The sequence below is a fragment of the Nocardia sp. SSK8 genome (assembly GCF_037034205.1).
Lineage (GTDB): Bacteria > Actinomycetota > Actinomycetes > Mycobacteriales > Mycobacteriaceae > Nocardia.
In genome coordinates this window covers 570256-586427 of sequence record NZ_JBAGKD010000002.1, presented here as the reverse complement: position 1 = coordinate 586427, position 16172 = coordinate 570256, and the positions used below count along the sequence as shown (strand labels likewise).

General features: G+C 70.7%; 12 protein-coding genes and 1 riboswitch. Of the genes, 3 read left to right on the top strand and 9 right to left on the bottom strand.

The genetic code is table 11. The annotated features are described in order from the left end of the window. Positions 1-3: 3 nt before the first annotated feature. The 7 genes from WA675_RS06175 to WA675_RS06145 all read right to left on the bottom strand — a co-directional run bounded on the left by WA675_RS06175 (position 4) and on the right by WA675_RS06145 (position 7380). Positions 4-765, bottom strand: coding sequence for a class I SAM-dependent methyltransferase (locus tag WA675_RS06175; RefSeq protein ID WP_336082654.1), 762 nt, complete (start codon positions 763-765; stop codon positions 4-6). Further along, complete coding sequence (locus WA675_RS06170) at positions 762-2291, bottom strand: ABC transporter substrate-binding protein (RefSeq protein WP_336082652.1); 1530 nt, start codon at positions 2289-2291, stop codon at positions 762-764. The genes WA675_RS06175 and WA675_RS06170 overlap by 4 nt, the downstream gene beginning before the upstream one ends. Positions 2292-2399: 108 nt before the next feature. Continuing rightward, positions 2400-2530: riboswitch (cobalamin riboswitch) on the bottom strand. Positions 2531-2655: 125 nt separating this feature from the next. Continuing rightward, entirely contained in the window at positions 2656-3306 is a 651-nt protein-coding gene (locus WA675_RS06165) for a hypothetical protein (protein WP_336082651.1), read from the bottom strand. A gap of 249 nt (positions 3307-3555) precedes the next feature. Further along, on the bottom strand, positions 3556-4587 hold the full coding sequence (cydB, locus tag WA675_RS06160; protein ID WP_336082649.1) for a cytochrome d ubiquinol oxidase subunit II: 1032 nt from the start codon (positions 4585-4587) through the stop codon (positions 3556-3558). A gap of 9 nt (positions 4588-4596) precedes the next feature. Beyond that, positions 4597-6084, bottom strand: coding sequence for a cytochrome ubiquinol oxidase subunit I (locus WA675_RS06155; RefSeq protein WP_336082846.1), 1488 nt, complete (start codon positions 6082-6084; stop codon positions 4597-4599). A gap of 112 nt (positions 6085-6196) precedes the next feature. Continuing rightward, a complete protein-coding gene (locus tag WA675_RS06150; protein WP_336082647.1) occupies positions 6197-6577 on the bottom strand; it encodes a DUF488 domain-containing protein in 381 nt (126 codons plus the stop codon). After that, positions 6574-7380 (bottom strand): uracil-DNA glycosylase, encoded by an 807-nt coding sequence (locus WA675_RS06145; protein ID WP_336082645.1) that lies wholly within the window; start codon positions 7378-7380, stop codon positions 6574-6576. Before WA675_RS06145 ends, WA675_RS06150 begins: the two co-directional genes overlap by 4 nt. Before the next feature lie 103 nt (positions 7381-7483). On the opposite strand from WA675_RS06145, the gene WA675_RS06140 reads away from it, so the two are divergent. Genes WA675_RS06140 through WA675_RS06130 form a run of 3 tightly spaced genes read left to right on the top strand, consistent with a single transcriptional unit; the run spans position 7484 to position 12964 of the window. Further along, a complete protein-coding gene (locus WA675_RS06140) occupies positions 7484-9001 on the top strand; it encodes a carboxylesterase/lipase family protein (RefSeq protein ID WP_336082643.1) in 1518 nt (505 codons plus the stop codon). Further along, the gene (gene car, locus WA675_RS06135) at positions 8998-12471 is read left to right on the top strand and encodes a carboxylic acid reductase (RefSeq protein ID WP_336082642.1); all 3474 of its coding nucleotides are present in this window, start codon (positions 8998-9000) and stop codon (positions 12469-12471) included. Before WA675_RS06140 ends, car begins: the two co-directional genes overlap by 4 nt. A 28-nt stretch (positions 12472-12499) precedes the next feature. After that, positions 12500-12964, top strand: coding sequence for a nitroreductase family deazaflavin-dependent oxidoreductase (locus WA675_RS06130; RefSeq protein ID WP_336082640.1), 465 nt, complete (start codon positions 12500-12502; stop codon positions 12962-12964). A gap of 4 nt (positions 12965-12968) precedes the next feature. Here WA675_RS06130 and WA675_RS06125 read toward each other — a convergent pair whose 3' ends face one another. Both WA675_RS06125 and WA675_RS06120 read right to left on the bottom strand, forming a co-directional pair. After that, positions 12969-14741 carry a hydroxysqualene dehydroxylase gene (locus WA675_RS06125; RefSeq protein ID WP_336082639.1) on the bottom strand — a complete coding sequence of 591 codons (1773 nt, stop codon included), beginning with the start codon at positions 14739-14741 and terminating at the stop codon, positions 12969-12971. Further along, positions 14731-16149 (bottom strand): NAD(P)/FAD-dependent oxidoreductase, encoded by a 1419-nt coding sequence (locus tag WA675_RS06120; protein WP_336082637.1) that lies wholly within the window; start codon positions 16147-16149, stop codon positions 14731-14733. The genes WA675_RS06125 and WA675_RS06120 overlap by 11 nt, the downstream gene beginning before the upstream one ends. Positions 16150-16172: the final 23 nt, after the last annotated feature.

Below are 16172 nucleotides of genomic sequence, written 5' to 3'. Positions count from 1 at the left end.
GCGCTACCGGATACCGACCACGACACGGTCGTCGCCGTACTGCCACACCGTTCCGGCCTCGGCGAAGCCTGCCGCCCTGGCGAAGCCGACGTAATCGTGCACGGTCGGCTTGTCGTGCACCGTGTGCTCGAATCCGCCGTCGCGCACCCGCACCAGCTCGGCCAGCTCGGGAGCCTGCGCGACCGCGTCCCACCACTGGGCCCAGTCCTCGGCCTCGGCCGTGCCCTGCCGCCGGGCCCGCCGGACGGTCATGGCCTTGCCCAGTGCGTCCAGCCGCGTCCCGTCCCGGCCTTCGTAGAGGTGATCGCCGTCGATGAACAGCCCGCCCGGCTCGAGGGCCGCCGCACAGGTCCGGATGAGCTGGCGCAACGGTTCCCGGTTCATCCAATGCAGCGCCGTGGTGCTGACGAACGCGTCGGGTTCGCGGTCCAGGTCGAGGGCCTCCAGCCAGCCGTCCGCGCGCAGATCGGCGGCGACCGTGCGGAACCGGGACGAGCCCAGCGCGAGGTCGGCCAGGCCCAGCAGCAGCGGGTCGGCGTCGACTCCGACCACCCGGGCGGCGGGGAACCGGTCCAGCAGGCGCTGGGCCAGCGTGCCCGGGCCCACGCCGAGGTCGACGATCAGCAGGTCGTCGCGGTCGCGCAGCTCGTCGAGCACATCGCCGATCACCTCGAAACGCTGCTCGCGATCGGGCATGTAGTGCTCCTGCTGACGATCCCAGCGCTCGATCCAGTACCGCGCCCGCGCCGCGTCCAGGCCGGTCATCGGGGGCTCACCCGGTCGAAGCGGGCCCAGCCGTGCGAGTTCGGCACGGCCGCGGGCAGCTGCGCGAAGCGGTCACGCGCGGCGCTGTTCCACGGCGTGGTGCCGAAGAACACGAATCCGCCCCGGTCGTGCAGGATCTCGTGCATCGTCCGGTAGATCGCGGCCCGGTCCTGCTCGCCCGGCGTGGCCTGCGCCTTGGCGTAGAGGGCGTCGAACTCCCGGTCCGACCACTTGGTGCGGTTCTGCGGCGAGTCGCTGAGCAGGCGCGAGGCGAAGTGGTTCGGGATCGCCAGCGGACCGGACTGGCCCATGGTGAGCTGCCCGGTCGACAGCGCGTCGGTGTAGTAGGTGTCCTTCGACCCGAGCACCACATTCACCCGCACGCCGCAGCGACCCGCGTGCTCGGCGAAAAGCCGCGCGGCTTCGACGAATCCGTGCGCGACCGGCGCGGTGAACAGGTCGAACGACAGGTCGCGCACCCCGGCGCGCCGCAACAGCCTGCCCACCTCGTCGGGGTCGTAGGTGTGCTGCGGCAGATCCGCGTAGTACTGGAACCCCTTGCCGAACACATCGTTGGACACCTCGCCCTGACCCTCCAGGGCGACCTTGACCAGCTCGTCGCGGTCGAGCATCCGCATGACGGCCCGGCGCACATCGGGATTGTCGAACGGCGCGCGATCGGTCTTCATGGCGAAGAAGTAGATCCCGCTGTTCGGGGTCGCCGCGAGGGACAGGCCGCGCCTGCCCTGCAAGGTCCGGGCGGCAGCGGGGGTGAGATTGTCGGCGTAGTCGATCTCGCCGCTCTGCACCGCCGACAGGCGCGCGTCGGACTCGGCGCTCACGATCCGCAACCGGCGGATCGCCGGGGCACCGTCCCAGTAGTGCTCGTTGGCGGTGGCGACGAACTGCTTTCCGGCCTCGAAGGATTCGAAGACGAACGGGCCGGTGCCCACCGGCCGGTCGAAATCGGTGGCGCCGTTCTGCACGATCTTGGTCCCGTACGCCGACAGGGCGATCAGGAACTCGAACGACGGCTCGGTGAGGGCCAGCTCGACGGTGTGGGCGTCGACGGCGCGGCTCTGTCGCAGATCGAGGTTCGCCAGCGCGGACGCGGCGATGAACGGGCGGCGCTGCGGCGGGCCGAGCACCCGCGAGAACGTGTAGAGCACATCCTCGGCGGTGAACGCCTGCCCGTCGTGCCAGCGCGCGTCGCGCAGCGCGATCCGCCACCGGGTGCCGTCGGCATTCGGTTCGGCGTCGACGGCCAGGCGGGGGATCGGGGTCATCGTCTCGTCGATCTCGAAGAGCCCGTCGTAGACGGACTTCATCCGGGCCTCGTCGATGAACAGCGTGTTCACCCCCGGATCGATGCCCTCGCCCGCGCCCGAACCCTGGAAGGCCGCGGTGAAGGTGTCGACCGCACCCTCGCCGTCGGCCGAGGACCGGGTGCACCCGGTCAGGGCGGCGCCCGCGGCGAGCGCGCCACCGAGCAGGAAGGTCCTGCGACGCAGCGTCGAGGACGGCATGTGCGGCTCCTATCGCGTGTTGCTCTCACGCGATGAGGACATGCGGAAACAGGCCCCCGGAGGTGGCTCGATCCGGCGCGTCGATCAATACCCACGTGATCACGACCGTTGGTCACTTCTGCGTCCGCAGGTATCTGGCTTCGGCTCGGACGAGCCTCACAGTTGCGGGACAGCCCCGGACTCGCACCGGTCTTCCCTGCGGACAGCCGACATCCTACGCATACGCCGTCGCCGGACGGTGTGCGCCGATCCCCGCTGCGGCCCTGTGCCATTCGCCGCCGCCGCGCTGTCCCGGTGTCCTTCCCCAGGCCCGGTAATTGTTCGCGCCGTCGCGGGTATCGAATTGCGGAGGAATAGCTGAATATCAAATAGGCGGCAATCCCTCCTCGACGAGTTGATCGTGGATGACCGCCGCCATCTGCTCGGCCAGCGGATCCAGCGGTGACACCGGAATGGGCATCCCGTCGTCGGACTGGACCTGGATCAGCGCGCAGGCGAGTTCGGTGAAATCACAGGAACGGACGATGCCCCAGGTGCGCATCACCACCATTTCGGTGGCGGGGGCGATGGTCACCGAACGGCTGCGCCAGCGTTGCGGCGCGGGCGCGCTGCGGCGGCGTTTCCGGGTCGCCTCCGCGGCGGTGGCGGCGTGCCGTTCGGCGATGAGCGCCGGGGGAATATGGGCGTAGAGGTTGTCGCACAGCACCGCCGAGCGGGCGTCGGCCCTGGCCAACGCGGTGAGCTTGCCCAATGGCATGGCATCGCCGGGGATAGCCCAGCCGTAGGCGGCTTTCCAGCGGTCGACGAGATCGTCGAGCACGACGGATTCGAAGGTGGTGATGCGGGCGGTCAATTCGACGGATTCCTCGTCGATACTCGCGTGCCGTTGCGCGGGGGTCAGGTGGTGGTCGATCAGCCATTCGGTCCGGATTCTCGTCACCTCCCGCCACACGTGCAGGTCGATCGCGCGCGTGCGGGATCGTTCGTCGTGCTCGTCGCGATGTGATCGGGTCATTGCGCGCATCCCTTCATCGTGCTGCGCGGCCGCGGGATCCCGTCGGCGGGGAATTCGGCCGTCAACCGGTGATTGTTGTGCGGAGCCGGGTTTCACCTTTCGCTCAATTGCGCCGAAGCTGATTTCGATCCGACTCTATCGGCACGATTGCGCGTTCGGCTATGACCACGCATGGATAGTCGCCAAATATTTGCCACCCAGTTTTTCGGCGGGTGCTCGGCGAATTGCCGGGCGAATGTCGCGGCGCGCTCAGCGCGGGGGTTCGGACAGTGGCAGACCGGTCGGCGCCGGAATGTGCTCGACGGTCAGCCGCTTGCGGAACACCCAGTAGGTCCAGCCCTGGTACACCAGCACCACCGGCGTCGCCAGCACGGCCGCCCAGCTCATCACCTGCAGGGTGTAGTGGCTCGACGAGGCGTTGTCGATGGTGAGGTCGTAGAGCGGGCTGAGGGTGGAGGGCATGACGTTCGGGTACAGCGAGCCGACCAGCAGCACGGTCGCCGACATGACGGTGAGCGTGGTGCCGACGAAGGCCCAGCCGTCGCGGCTCGCCGCCGTGGCGGCCCCGGCCAGCACGAGCCCGGCCACCGCCACGCCCAGCGCCGCCCAGGTCCAGCCGGAGCCGTAGGCGAGCTGGGTCCACAACCCGAACGCGCCGACGATCACCACCGCCGGGCCGAACAGCACGCGGACGGTCTTCCTGGCGTCGGCGCGGACCTCGCCGCCGGTCTTGAGGGTCAGGAAGATCGCGCCGTGCAGGGCGAACAGGATCGCGGTGGTCACGCCGCCGAGCAGCGCGTAGGGACTGAGTAGATCCCACACCGAGCCGACGATCTGGCGGTCGGCGTCGAGCGGCACCCCGCGCACCAGATTGGCGAAGACCCAGCCCCAGGCCAGTGCCGGGATCCAGGACCCGATGCCGATGCCGATATCGCACCAGGCCCGCCAGGTCGGATCGTTGATCTTGGCGCGGTACTCGATCGCGCATACCCGCAGGATCAGCGCCACCAGCAACAGCAGCAGCGCCAGATAGAAGCCGGAGAACATGCTCGCGTACCACTCCGGGAACGCCGCGAACAACGCACCACCCGCGGTGATCAGCCAGACCTCGTTGCCGTCCCAGACCGGGCCGATGGTGTTGAGCACGACCCGCCGCCGGATATCGGAGCCCTTGCCCAGGATCGGCATCAGCATGCCGACACCGAAGTCGAAGCCCTCGAGCACGAAGTAGCCGGTGAACAGGACACCGACGAGCACGAACCAGAACTGTTGCAGGCTCATTCCGGGCTCCTAGTACGCGAACGACAGGGGCTCGACGGGTTCGGCGCGATGTCGCCCACCACCACCGCCACCGTCGTCGGGTTCGTCGTGCTCGGCGGGCATCGGGTCCGGCCCGGCGACGATATAGCGGTGCATGAGGTAGTACCAGACGACCGCCAGCGCGCCGTAGAGCAGCGTGAACACGATCAGGGAGAACACCACCGTGCCGGGGGCGTGGTCGGAGACGCCCTGCGCCACCGTCATCCGGATGGTGCGGTCGCCGGTCAGGTTCGGCACCACCACCCAGGGCTGACGGCCCATCTCGGTGAACACCCAGCCCGCGCTGTTGGCCAGGAACGGGGTCGGGATGGCCAGCAGACTCAGCCAGGCGAACCAGCGTTTGTCCGGCACCCGGCCACCGCGGGTCAGCCAGAACCCGGCGATGAGCAGCAGCACCGAACCGGCCAGCAGGCCGACCATCGCGCGGAACGACCAGTAGGTGACGAACAGATTGGGCCGGTAGTCGCCGGGCCCGTACTGCTCGACATAGGACCGTTGCAGATCCTCCACGCCCTGCAGGGTGACCCCGGTGAAGGACCCCTCGGCCAGGTAGGACAGCACATAGGGCACCTTCAGCACGTGGGTGACGCTGTCGCAGTTGTTGTGTGTGCCGACGGTGAGGATCGAGAAGTCGGGGTCGGTCTCGGTGTGGCACAGCGATTCCGCCGAGGCCATCTTCATCGGCTGCTGCTGGAACATGATCTTGCCCTGGATGTCACCGGTCACCCCGACCACCACGACCGAGGCCGCGACGACCCACAGTGCGGCGCGCGCGGCGGGGCGCCAGAGCGTGCGCGCTTCCTCGAGCCGGTCGGGGTCGCCGCTGCGGGCATGACGCACCATGTACCAGCCCGCGATGCCCGCCACGAAGGTGCCCGCGGTGAGGAAAGCGCCCGCGACCACGTGCGGGAAGGCCGCCACGGTGGTGTTGTTGGTGAGCAGCGAGAAGATGGAATCGAGTTCGGCGCGACCGGTTTCCGGGTTGTAGCGGGCGCCGACCGGATGCTGCATGAACGAATTCGCGGCGATGATGAAATAGGCCGAGGCGTTCACGCCGATGGCCACGATCCAGATCGTGGCCAGGTGCACCAATTTGGGCAGCCGGGTCCAGCCGAAGATCCACAGGCCGATGAAGGTCGACTCCATGAAGAACGCGATGAGGGCTTCCAGCGCCAGCGGAGCGCCGAAGATGTCGCCGATGAAGCGGGAGTATTCGCTCCAGTTCATGCCGAACTGGAATTCCTGCACGATGCCGGTGGCCACGCCGATGGCGAAGTTGATCAGGAACAGCTTGCCGAAGAATTTCGTGAGCCGGTACCAGCGTTCGTTGCCGGTGACCACCCAGGCGGTCTGCATGCCCGCCACGATCGGGGCCAGGCCGATGGTGAGCGGGACGAAGATGAAGTGGTAGACGGTGGTGATACCGAATTGCCATCGGGAGACGTCGAGGGTACTCATCGCCAGCGTGCTCATCGGTACTCCTGCCATCGCAGTGATCGTCTCGCCGAGCATCTACTCCAGGTGATTGTTGCCGGTGCGTTCGCGGGCGGCCGCCGTCGAGATCACATGTTTACCCATCCGATGACGCATGGTTGTCGAGAATTCCCGCCAGCACGGTCGCCTCGCTGATATCGGCGCGGCGGGACGCGGTGAGCAGGGTGAGCGGTCCCTTCGCGGCCATTGTCCGCAATTCCGCCAGGGCGTCGGCGCGGTCGGGTCGGGCGAGTTCGGCGCGGTAGCGGCGGGCGAATTCGTCGAATTTCTCGGGAACGTGGTGATACCACTGCCGCAGTTCGGTGGAGGGCGCGACATCCTTGCACCAGGTGGTGAGGTCGGCGCGTTCCTTGCTCACCCCGCGCGGCCAGAGCCGGTCCACCAGGACGCGCTGACCATCGCTGGGCTCGGGGTCTTCGTAGATCCGGCGGACCCGGACGTGCGGTCGCTGTGTCATCGCGTCCTCGTTTCGTCGTCGGGATGGGCGGATCCGGCCAGGGACTGCGCGGTCCGCAGGATGTCTTCGAGCATGGCGGGGGTCAGGCGGCCGGTGAAGGTGTTGTGCTGGCTGACGTGATAGCAGCCGAGGATCGTGACCGTGCGGCCGTCGGGATGGGTGAGCCGCACCTGGGCTCCGTGGGCGAAGCGCGGACGCGGGCGCGGCACCTGCCAGCCGCCCTCGGCCAGCACGGCGAACAGGGCCTGCCAGCCGAACGCGCCGAGCACCACGATGACCGCCAGTGACCCGGCGAGCAGTTCGAGCTCGCGGCGCAGGTACGGCGCGCAGGTGTGCCGTTCGGCGGGGGTGGGTTTGTTCTCCGGCGGGGCGCAGTGCACGGGCGCGGTGAGCCGGGTGCCGAGCAGGGTGATGCCGTCGTCGGCGGAGACCGGGTGCGCGCCGGTGGACAGGCCGACGGCGTGCAGCGCGGCGAAGAGCACGTCACCGCTCTGGTCGCCGGTGAACATCCGGCCGGTGCGATTGCCGCCGTTGGCCGCGGGGGCGAGTCCGACCACGAGGATCGACGCGTCGGCGGGCCCGAATCCCGGCACGGGCCTGCCCCAGTACTCCTGATCGCGGAACGCGGCCCGTTTCACCCGCGCGACCTCCTCGCGCCAGGCGACCAGCCGGGGGCAGGCGAAACAGGAGGAGACCAGGCAGTCGAGCTCGGCGAGGGTGGTGGCGGCACCGGCGGCCAGCGGCGCCTGTTCGGGGCCGTGGTGGTTGATCTCGGTGGGTTCGCAACTCACGTCGCCGACCATGGGCGACAGTCTAGTGGCCTTGCCCGGACAGGTTCGGGAGCCGAAGGCGGTTAGCCGAGCGAACTTCGTGCACGGTACCGGCGGTACCACGTACGGTGTACGAATGGTGTCCACCGAGATCGTGACCGCCGACGGAGTCGTGCGCGGTCGAGCGGGCCGTCGCGTTGTCAGCTGGCGTTCTGTTCCCTATGCGGCAGCGCCGGTCGGCGACCTGCGCCTGCGTGCCCCCCAGCCCGTACCAGCGTGGACGGGGGTGCGTTCCGCCACGGAGTTCGGGAGCGCGGCCGTCCAGCATCCCAACGGCGCGAGAACCGGGCCCCGCGCCTGGCAGGCCGTCGGCGAGGACTGCCTGACGCTGAATGTGACCGCGCCCGTCACGCCGTCGGCGCAGCCACGTCCGGTGCTGGTGTTCCTGCACGGCGGCGGCTACATCTTCGGCACCTCGAGCATGTACTCCGGGGCGCGGCTGGCCGTGCGCGGCGACGTGATCGTCGTGTCGGTGAACTACCGGCTCGGCGCGCTCGGTTATGTCGACTTCACCGAGTTCTCGACGCCCGAGCGGCCGATCGAGTCGAATCTCGGTCTGCGCGACCAGGTCGCGGCCCTGGAATGGGTGCGGCGCAATATCGCCGCCTTCGGTGGCGACCCGGACCGGGTGACGATCTTCGGGGAGTCGGCGGGCGCGCACGCGGTGGTCGCCCTGCTGGCCACCCCGTCGGCGGGTGGGCTGTTCCACCGGGCGATCGCGCAGAGCGCCCCCGCGGACTGGTCCGCCGAGCCCGCGCAGGCCCGCCGGTTCGCGCGCCGCGTGCTCGACCGGCTCGGCATCGATCCCGCCGAGGCGGGGCAGGCGCTGCGCACGGTGCCCGCCGCGGAGCTGAGCCGCGCGGCCGACCGCGCGCTGGGCCGGGCCCTGCGCGAGGAACCGGGCGGGTTCCCGTACGCCCCGGTGGCCGATGGTGATTTCCTCCCTGAGGCGCCGCTGGCCGCCATCGCGGCCGGGCGCGCGCATCCCGTGCCGCTGATCATCGGCACCAATCTGGACGAGGCCACGCTGTTCCAGCGTTTCGGCAAGTCGGTCCCGCACACGCCCGCCCAGCTGGCCGCGGTGTTCGCGCGCTGCGCGCCCGGCACCGAACAGCGGGTCGTGCGCGCCTATCCCGGATATCCGGCCGCCCGCACCGCGGTGCGGATGGGCGGTGACTTCATGTTCCTGCGCCCGACCCTGGCGGTGCTGGAGGGCCACAGCCGCTACGCCCCGACCTACGCCTACCGCTTCGACTACGCGCCCCGAGCCCTGCGCGCGGCGGGCTTCGGCGCCACTCACGCCCTGGACCTGGTCCCGGTGTTCGGCTGGGTGGACGGTCCGGTCGGCCGGATGATGACCGCGGCGGGCGGGCGCCGCGCCTTCCGCGCGGTGCAGGACTTCATGCAGGACAACTGGGTGCACTTCGCGCGCACCGGCACGCCGCTGCCCAGCTGGACGCCCTATACCGCCGAGCGGCGGGCCACCTGCGTCATCGACGCGCCGCCGCGCATGCTGATCGACCCGGATTCGGCGAAACGGCAAGCCTGGCAGGGTGTCTCGGTCGCGGACGCGGCGGATCGGAACGAGGCATGACGGTCGAGCTGGACGCGACGCTGCTGGCCGACCGGATCCGCACGCTCTACGCCGAGGACCCGCAGATCAGGGCCGCCAAGCCCGTCGAGGCGGTGCATGCCGAGGTGATCGCGCCCGGCACCCCGCTGGCGCGCATCGTCGAGACCGCCATGACCGGGTACGCCGAGCGGCCCGCGGTCGGGTTCCGGCGCACCGAGCTCGTCGGCGATCCGGCGACCGGGCGCACCACCCGGCGCCTGCTGCCGGAGTTCGCGTCGCTCACCTATGGCGAAATCTGGGAGCGCGCACGGGGTCTGGCCGCGGCCTGGCACGCCGACGGATTCGCGGCGGGGGATTTCGTCGCGATGCTGGGGTTCACCAGCGTCGACTACACCGTCCTCGATCTGGCCGGAATCCACCTCGGCGCGGTCGCGGTCCCGCTCCAGGGCGGCGCCGGGCTCGACCAGCTGCGCTCGATCCTCGCCGAGACCGAGCCCCGGCTGTTCGCGGTGGACACCGCGCACCTGGGTGTCGCGGTCGACGCCGTGCTGGCGGGCGCGACCCCGCGCACCCTGCTCGTCTTCGACCACCACCCGGACGACGACGACCACCGCGACGCCCTCACCGCCGCCCGGGACCGGTTGCGGTCCGCGGGTTCCCCGATCACGGTGCGCACCCTCGCCGAGACCGTCGACCGAGGCCGGGTCCTGCCCGCCGCCCCACTGTTCGTCCCCGCGCCCGGCGAAGATCCCCTGGCCCTGCTGATCTACACCTCCGGCAGCACCGGCACGCCCAAGGGCGCGATGTACACCCAGCGGCTCGTCGCGGTGAGCTGGCAGCCGCCCCGCCCGCTGGCCGCGATCACCCTGAACTTCTTGCCGCTGAGCCACATCGCGGCGCGCCTGACCCTGACCAGCGTGCTCGCCCGCGGTGGCACCGCGTATTTCGCCGCCGCGCCGGACATGTCGACCCTGTTCGAGGACATCGCGCTGGTGCGGCCCACCGAGATCTTCGTGGTGCCGCGCGTGTGCGACATGCTCTGGCAGCGCTACCGGGGCGAGCTCGACCGGCGCGGCGGCACCGGCTGCGACGAGGTGAAAACCCTGCTGCGCGAAGAGTTCCTGGGCGGGCGGCTGATGTCGGTGCTGTGCGGCAGCGCGCCGATCGCACCCGAGCTGCGCGCTTTCGTGGAATCGGTGTTGCAGATGCGCCTGCACGACGGGTACGGCTCCACCGAGACCGGCGGCGGCGTCATCTTCGACACCAAGGTCATGCGGCCGCCGGTGCTGGACTACAAGCTCGTCGACGTGCCCGAGCTGGGGTATTTCACCACCGACCAGCCCTATCCGCGTGGCGAACTGCTGCTCAAGACCACCACCATGATCGCCGGGTACTACAAGCGCCCCGAGGTCACCGCCGAGGTGTTCGACGCCGACGGTTTCTGCCGCACCGGTGATGTGGTGGCCGAGCTCGCGCCCGACCGGCTGGCTTATGTGGACCGGCGCAACAATGTGCTCAAGCTGTCCCAGGGCGAGTTCGTCACCGTGTCGAAGCTCGAGGCGGTCTTCGCCGGGGCCGATCTGGTGCGCCAGATCTACGTCTACGGCAGCAGCGAACGCGCCTATCTGGTGGCCGTCGTGGTGCCGACCGAGGCCGCGCTCGCCGGTCCGGCCGAGGAGCTGCGGGCCGCGGTCGGCGCCTCGCTCCAGCGCGCCGCGGTCGAGGCCGGGCTCGAGCCCTACGAGATCCCCCGGGACTTCCTGCTCGAACCCGAACCCTTCTCGGTGGCCAACGGCCTGCTCTCCGGTGTCGCGAAACTGTTGCGGCCCAAGCTGAAACAGCGCTACGGCGCGCGCCTGGAACAGCTTTACGACGAGGTGGCGCGCGAGCAGGAGGATCAGCTCGCGCGACTGCATTGTGACGCGCCCGGACTGCCGGTCGCCGAGACGGTCGCGCGGGCGGCGGCCGCGGTCCTCGGCTGCCCGGTCGCCGACGTGCGGCCCGAGACCCGCTTCGCCGATCTGGGCGGGGATTCGCTGGCGGCACTGTCGTATTCGACGCTGCTGCGCGAACTCCTGGGCGTGGAGGTGCCGGTGAACCTCGTGCTCGCCCCCGACAGCGACCTGGCCGCACTCACCCGCCACATCGAGCGCGGTGCCCGCGGGCTCGACGTCGACACGGTGCACGGACCCGGCGCCACCGAGATCCGCGCCACCGACCTGACCTTGGCCAAGTTCCTCGACGCGCCCACCCTGGAACGGGCCGCCGATCTCCCGTCCGCCACCGGGATCGACACGGTCCTGCTCACCGGCGCCAACGGCTATCTGGGCCGGTTCCTGCTGCTGACCTGGCTGGAACGCCTGGCCCCGCGGGGTGGCCGGGTGGTGTGCGTGGTGCGCGGTGGTGACGCCGAGTCCGCGCGGGCCCGTCTCGATGCCGCCTTCGACACCGGTGACGCGACGCTGCGCGCGCACTACCGTGCCCTCGCCCAGGACGCGCTCGAGGTGGTCCCCGGTGATATCGGCGAGCCGGATCTCGGTCTGCCCCAGGCAGTCTGGGAACGGCTGGCCGGGAAGGTCGACCTGATCGTGCACTCGGCCGCGCTGGTGAACCACGTGCTGCCCTACAGCCAGCTGTTCGGCCCGAATGTCGTCGGGACCGCCGAGGTGATCCGCCTGGCGCTCACCACCCAGCGCAAGCCAGTGAGTTACCTGTCGACGGTGGCGGTCGCGGCGCAGGGGGAGTCCTTCGCCGAGGACGGGGACGTGCGCGTGATGAGCCCGGTCCGGCGGCTCGACACGGGGTACGCCAACGGCTACGGCAACAGCAAGTGGGCGGGGGAGGTCCTGCTGCGGGAGGCTTCCGACCGGTTCGGGCTGCCGGTGGCGGTGTTCCGCTCGGACATGATCCTGGCCCACCGCACCTACGCCGGGCAGCTCAATGTGCCGGACGTGTTCACCCGTCTGCTGCTGAGTGTGCTGGTCACCGGGATCGCGCCGGAGTCGTTCTACCGCAACGGCTCCGGGGCAGCGCGCCGCAGGGCGCACTACGACGGGTTGCCCGCCGATTTCGTCGCCGCGGCGGTCACCGCACTGGGCGCGGCCGCCACCAGCGGCTACCGCACCTACGACGTGCTCAACCCACACGACGACGACATCTCCCTGGACACCTTCGTCGACTGGCTGATCGCGGCGGGCCACCCCATCGCCCGCATCCCGGACTACGACGCGTGGCTCACCCGCTTCGAGACCGCCCTGCGCGCCCTGCCCGAATCCCAGCGCAAACATACGGTCCTGCCGCTGCTGCACGCCTACCGGCGGCCCGGGACGCCGCTGGCCGGATCGGCACTCCCGGCGGACGGGTTCCGCGCGGCCGTGCGCGCCGCCGGGATCGCGGACATGCCCGATATCCCGCACCTGGACGCGGCGCTGATCGCCAAGTACGTGCGCGATCTGGTCGGCCTCGGCCTGCTCGCGGACGGAGCGTCGTAGGCTGGGGGCCGCGAGAAAGGAACATCGGATGGGCCGTTCGTCGCTGGGTGCCGATCTCGGCGCCAAGGCACTGCGCACCCGCTGGCTGGTGCGCGCCCCGATCCTGCTGTACCGCGCGGGATTCGGGTTCCTGTTCGGTCGTCGGTTGCTGATGCTCGAACACCTCGGGCGCAGCAGCGGGCAACGCCGCTACGTCGTGCTCGAGGTGGTCGACCAGCCTGCCGTCGACGAGTACGTCATCGTCTCCGGTTTTGGCGTCAAGGCGCAGTGGTACCGCAATATCGTCGCGAACCCGGCCGTGCGGATCTCGACCGGCTTCCGGCGCGGGGTGCCCGCCACCGCGACGCCCATGACCGAGGCGGACTCGGCCCGGGCACTCGCGGACTACGCCGAACGGCACCCGCGCGCGTGGAAACAGTTGCGCGCCACCATCGAACAGGCCACCGGCGCCCCGGTGGACACCCTGCCGATGGTGCGGCTGCGGGTGCGCTGAGGCGTCACAGATCGAGGAGGTGGGGCAGCCCGGCCCGGTAGCGGTCGGCGTCGAGGGCCTTGGCGGCGGCGAAGGCGGGCAGGTCCACCAGCGGGAAACAGGTGGCGCGCGGGGCGGGGTCGTCGGCGGTGTCGAGGACGGCATTGGCGACCGCGCGCCCGGATTCGTTGGCGCCCTCCATGGTGGCCAGATCGATGTGGCTGCGGACGTGGTCGCCCCCGAAGTAGAGATTCGGGATCGCGCAGGACGCGTCGGGCCGGTGGTCGTAGGAGCCGACGGTATTGACCAGCAGCGGTGTCGCATTGTGGATACCGCCCCCGGACCAGGTGATGCCGGGGTCCAGATGCCAGGAGTGGATGTCCTCGTCACGCAGCCAGCCGGTGCCGGTATTGAGCCAGGTCTTCAGCTGTGCCCACACCTCGGCGGCGATCTCGGCCGCGCCGCATTCCTTGGCGGTGCGGCCGTAGCGGATGCCGGGGGTGTCCCAGTCGGAGATGTCGACCGAGAGACACTCGACGACCGACCCGTCGCCGTAGGTGGCGGCGAAATCGCCCACCCACATGGGTGCCTGGCGCAGGGCCGTGATCGCCCACGGGGAACCGAGCGCCGCGATATGGCCCTCGGGGATGTCGGTGGGGCGGCGCAGGAAGTACTGGATACCGACCATCCAGTCGGTGACCAGTTCCCGCATCCCCGCCAGCCGCGGATCGGCGTCGAGCAGCGCGGGACTCAGCAGGTCGACGGCACGGTCGACCGGCATGGCGCAGACGTAGTGGTCCGCGGTGACCGTGTTCGTGCCCGCCGTGCCGCTCACCGTCGCCGACGCGATCCGTCCCCCGGCCAGGTGCAGGGCCCGCGCGCCCTGGCCGAGCACGAACCGCACACCGAGGCCACGCAGATGGGCGACCCACGGTTCGATCCAGGCGGCATTGGTGGGCCGGTTCAGGATCCGGTCGACCCCGCCGGAGAACTCCGGGATCAGCCCGGACCCGGCCAGCACCAGGGCCTCGCCGATGGTGCCGATGGTGCGCGCGGAACTGGTCTGCGGTTTGGCCGCCACGGTGATGCGGGTCAGCGCGTTCACCAGATACCGGCGATAGGCGGGCGATTTGCCCTCGGCCCGCATGATCTGTTCCCACGTCACGTATTCCCACTGCCCGAAGCGGCGTTCGGTGCTCGAGGTGAACCACATGGTCATCTGCTTGGCGAAGAAGGCCAGTTCGTGCGCGGGCAGCTCCGGGATGAACCGCATCGCGCCGACGATAGTGTTCTGCAGCACCTGCGGCGTGAGCTGGCTCAGACCGCCCGCCTCCACCGGCAGGAAGATCGGCGCGGAGTTCTCGAAACCGGCGATCGTGCCCTCGACTCGCACCAGATTGTTGAGCACGCCGTTCGGGTTGCCGGGGAACGGGATCCGGCTCATCGTGTCGGGGACATTGCGGTAGCAGCCGGGGAAGAACCGGAACCCGTGCTCGCCGGGCAACTCCTGTCTGCCGGGGCCGCCCGTCCCTGGTACACCGAGACTGCGGGCCTTGCCGCCGAGGTAGGCCGGTTCGTAGACGGTCACCTGGTAGCCGCGCTCGGCCAGTTCGTGGGCCGCGCTGAGCCCGGCCATCCCGCCGCCGAAGATCGCGACCGACTTGCCGCCGGACCGTAGCAGGGGGGAGCGGGGTCCGGGGGTGGCGGCGGCCGTGGGCCCGGTGACGGCGAGGGCGCCTGCGGCCAGACCGGCTCGCAGGGCGGTGCGGCGGGTGACGGTGAGCGGCTTATCGGACATGCTGTGCTCCAGGTGCCACAGTGGTGAGCAGTGTGTGCGTCGGCGGCGCCACCCGGGAAGGGGTGCCACGCAGGGTGGTTCGGGTGATCCGCCGCTCGGCCAGCGCGCCGCGCAGCTCGCGGGCAATATCGGCCAGGACGGCGGGTAGCCGGTCGCGCTGGTGGCGCAGCGCGCTCCCGGCCAGCCGCGCGGCCCGCGCCGGGCTGGTGAGTTCGGCGGGCCTGCGGGTCCGGGAGAAGATGCCGGTGGTGATCTCGGCGAGTTCGGGATCGACGGCCGCCCGGCGATAGAGCTCGATCTCCAAGGGGCGCATGGCCTCGCCGCGGGCGAGGCGGTTGGTCCAGTGGAAGATCTCGCGGCATTCGACGACGCGGCGGCGTTCCCACGCCGCGAGGGCCGCGTCGAGGGCGGCCGGGTCGTCCAAGACCTCGGCCACGGACTCGGCCAGCAGGCGGCCGTAGTGCAGGGCGTCGCGAATGCCCTGCGCGGTGACGGGGTCCTTGAAGTGGCCCGCGTCGCCGGGCAGCGCCCAGCCGGGGCCCGCCGACCGCCGGAAATAGGATTCGATGCCCACCGCCGACCGCACCCGGCCGACCCGCTCGCAGCCGCGCAGCCGCTCGGCGAGCGCCGGGATCCGTGCCACGGCTTCGGTATAGCGCCGCTCGGCCTCGCCCGGGCCGAGCCGGTCCGTCGTGCGCGGCGGCTGCACCAGGCTCAGCACGAGGCCGTTGTCGCAGGGGAAGGCGGTGCCCAGATCGGCGCCGACCCGCCACTGGGCGGCGGTCCGGCGGGGCGCGTCGGCGCTGTCGCGCCAGTACGCGAAATAGCAGTCCCGGCCGCTGGGCACACTGAGGAACGGCTGGTCGGCGCCCACCGCGCGGGCCACCGTGCTGCGCCGCCCGTCCGCGCCGACCACCAGCGCGGCCCGGATCTCGGTGACCGTTCCGGCGCGATCGGTGTAGCGCACTCCGGCACAGCGGTTTCCGTCGAACACCACCGATTCCACCCGGCAGCGCGTGCGCACCTCGGCGCCCGCGGCGACGGCGGCCCGGGCGAGCACGCCGTCGAGCCCGGCGCGCCGGACACACAGCGCGTAATCGATCCCGTCCACCGCCGGAAACGGCGAACCGATCCCGAAACCGGCGCCCTCGGCATAGGCGCGGGTCAGTGGCGGGGCACCGAGCGCGGTGACCTCGGCGAGCACGCCGAGCCGCTGGAGTTCGGCTACCCCGGCGGGCCAGAGCAGATGCGTCGACAGCGTCTCCGACGGCAGCGCGGCCGCATCCAGCACGACCACCCGGCGGCCCGCCCCGGCCAGCGTCATGGCCGTCGCCGATCCGGCGCAGCGGGCGCCGACCACGACCACGTCGGCCGACTCGACGGTGCTGGGGACGGGGGAATCAGTCATGCGAACCGCCTCGGTCATCGAGT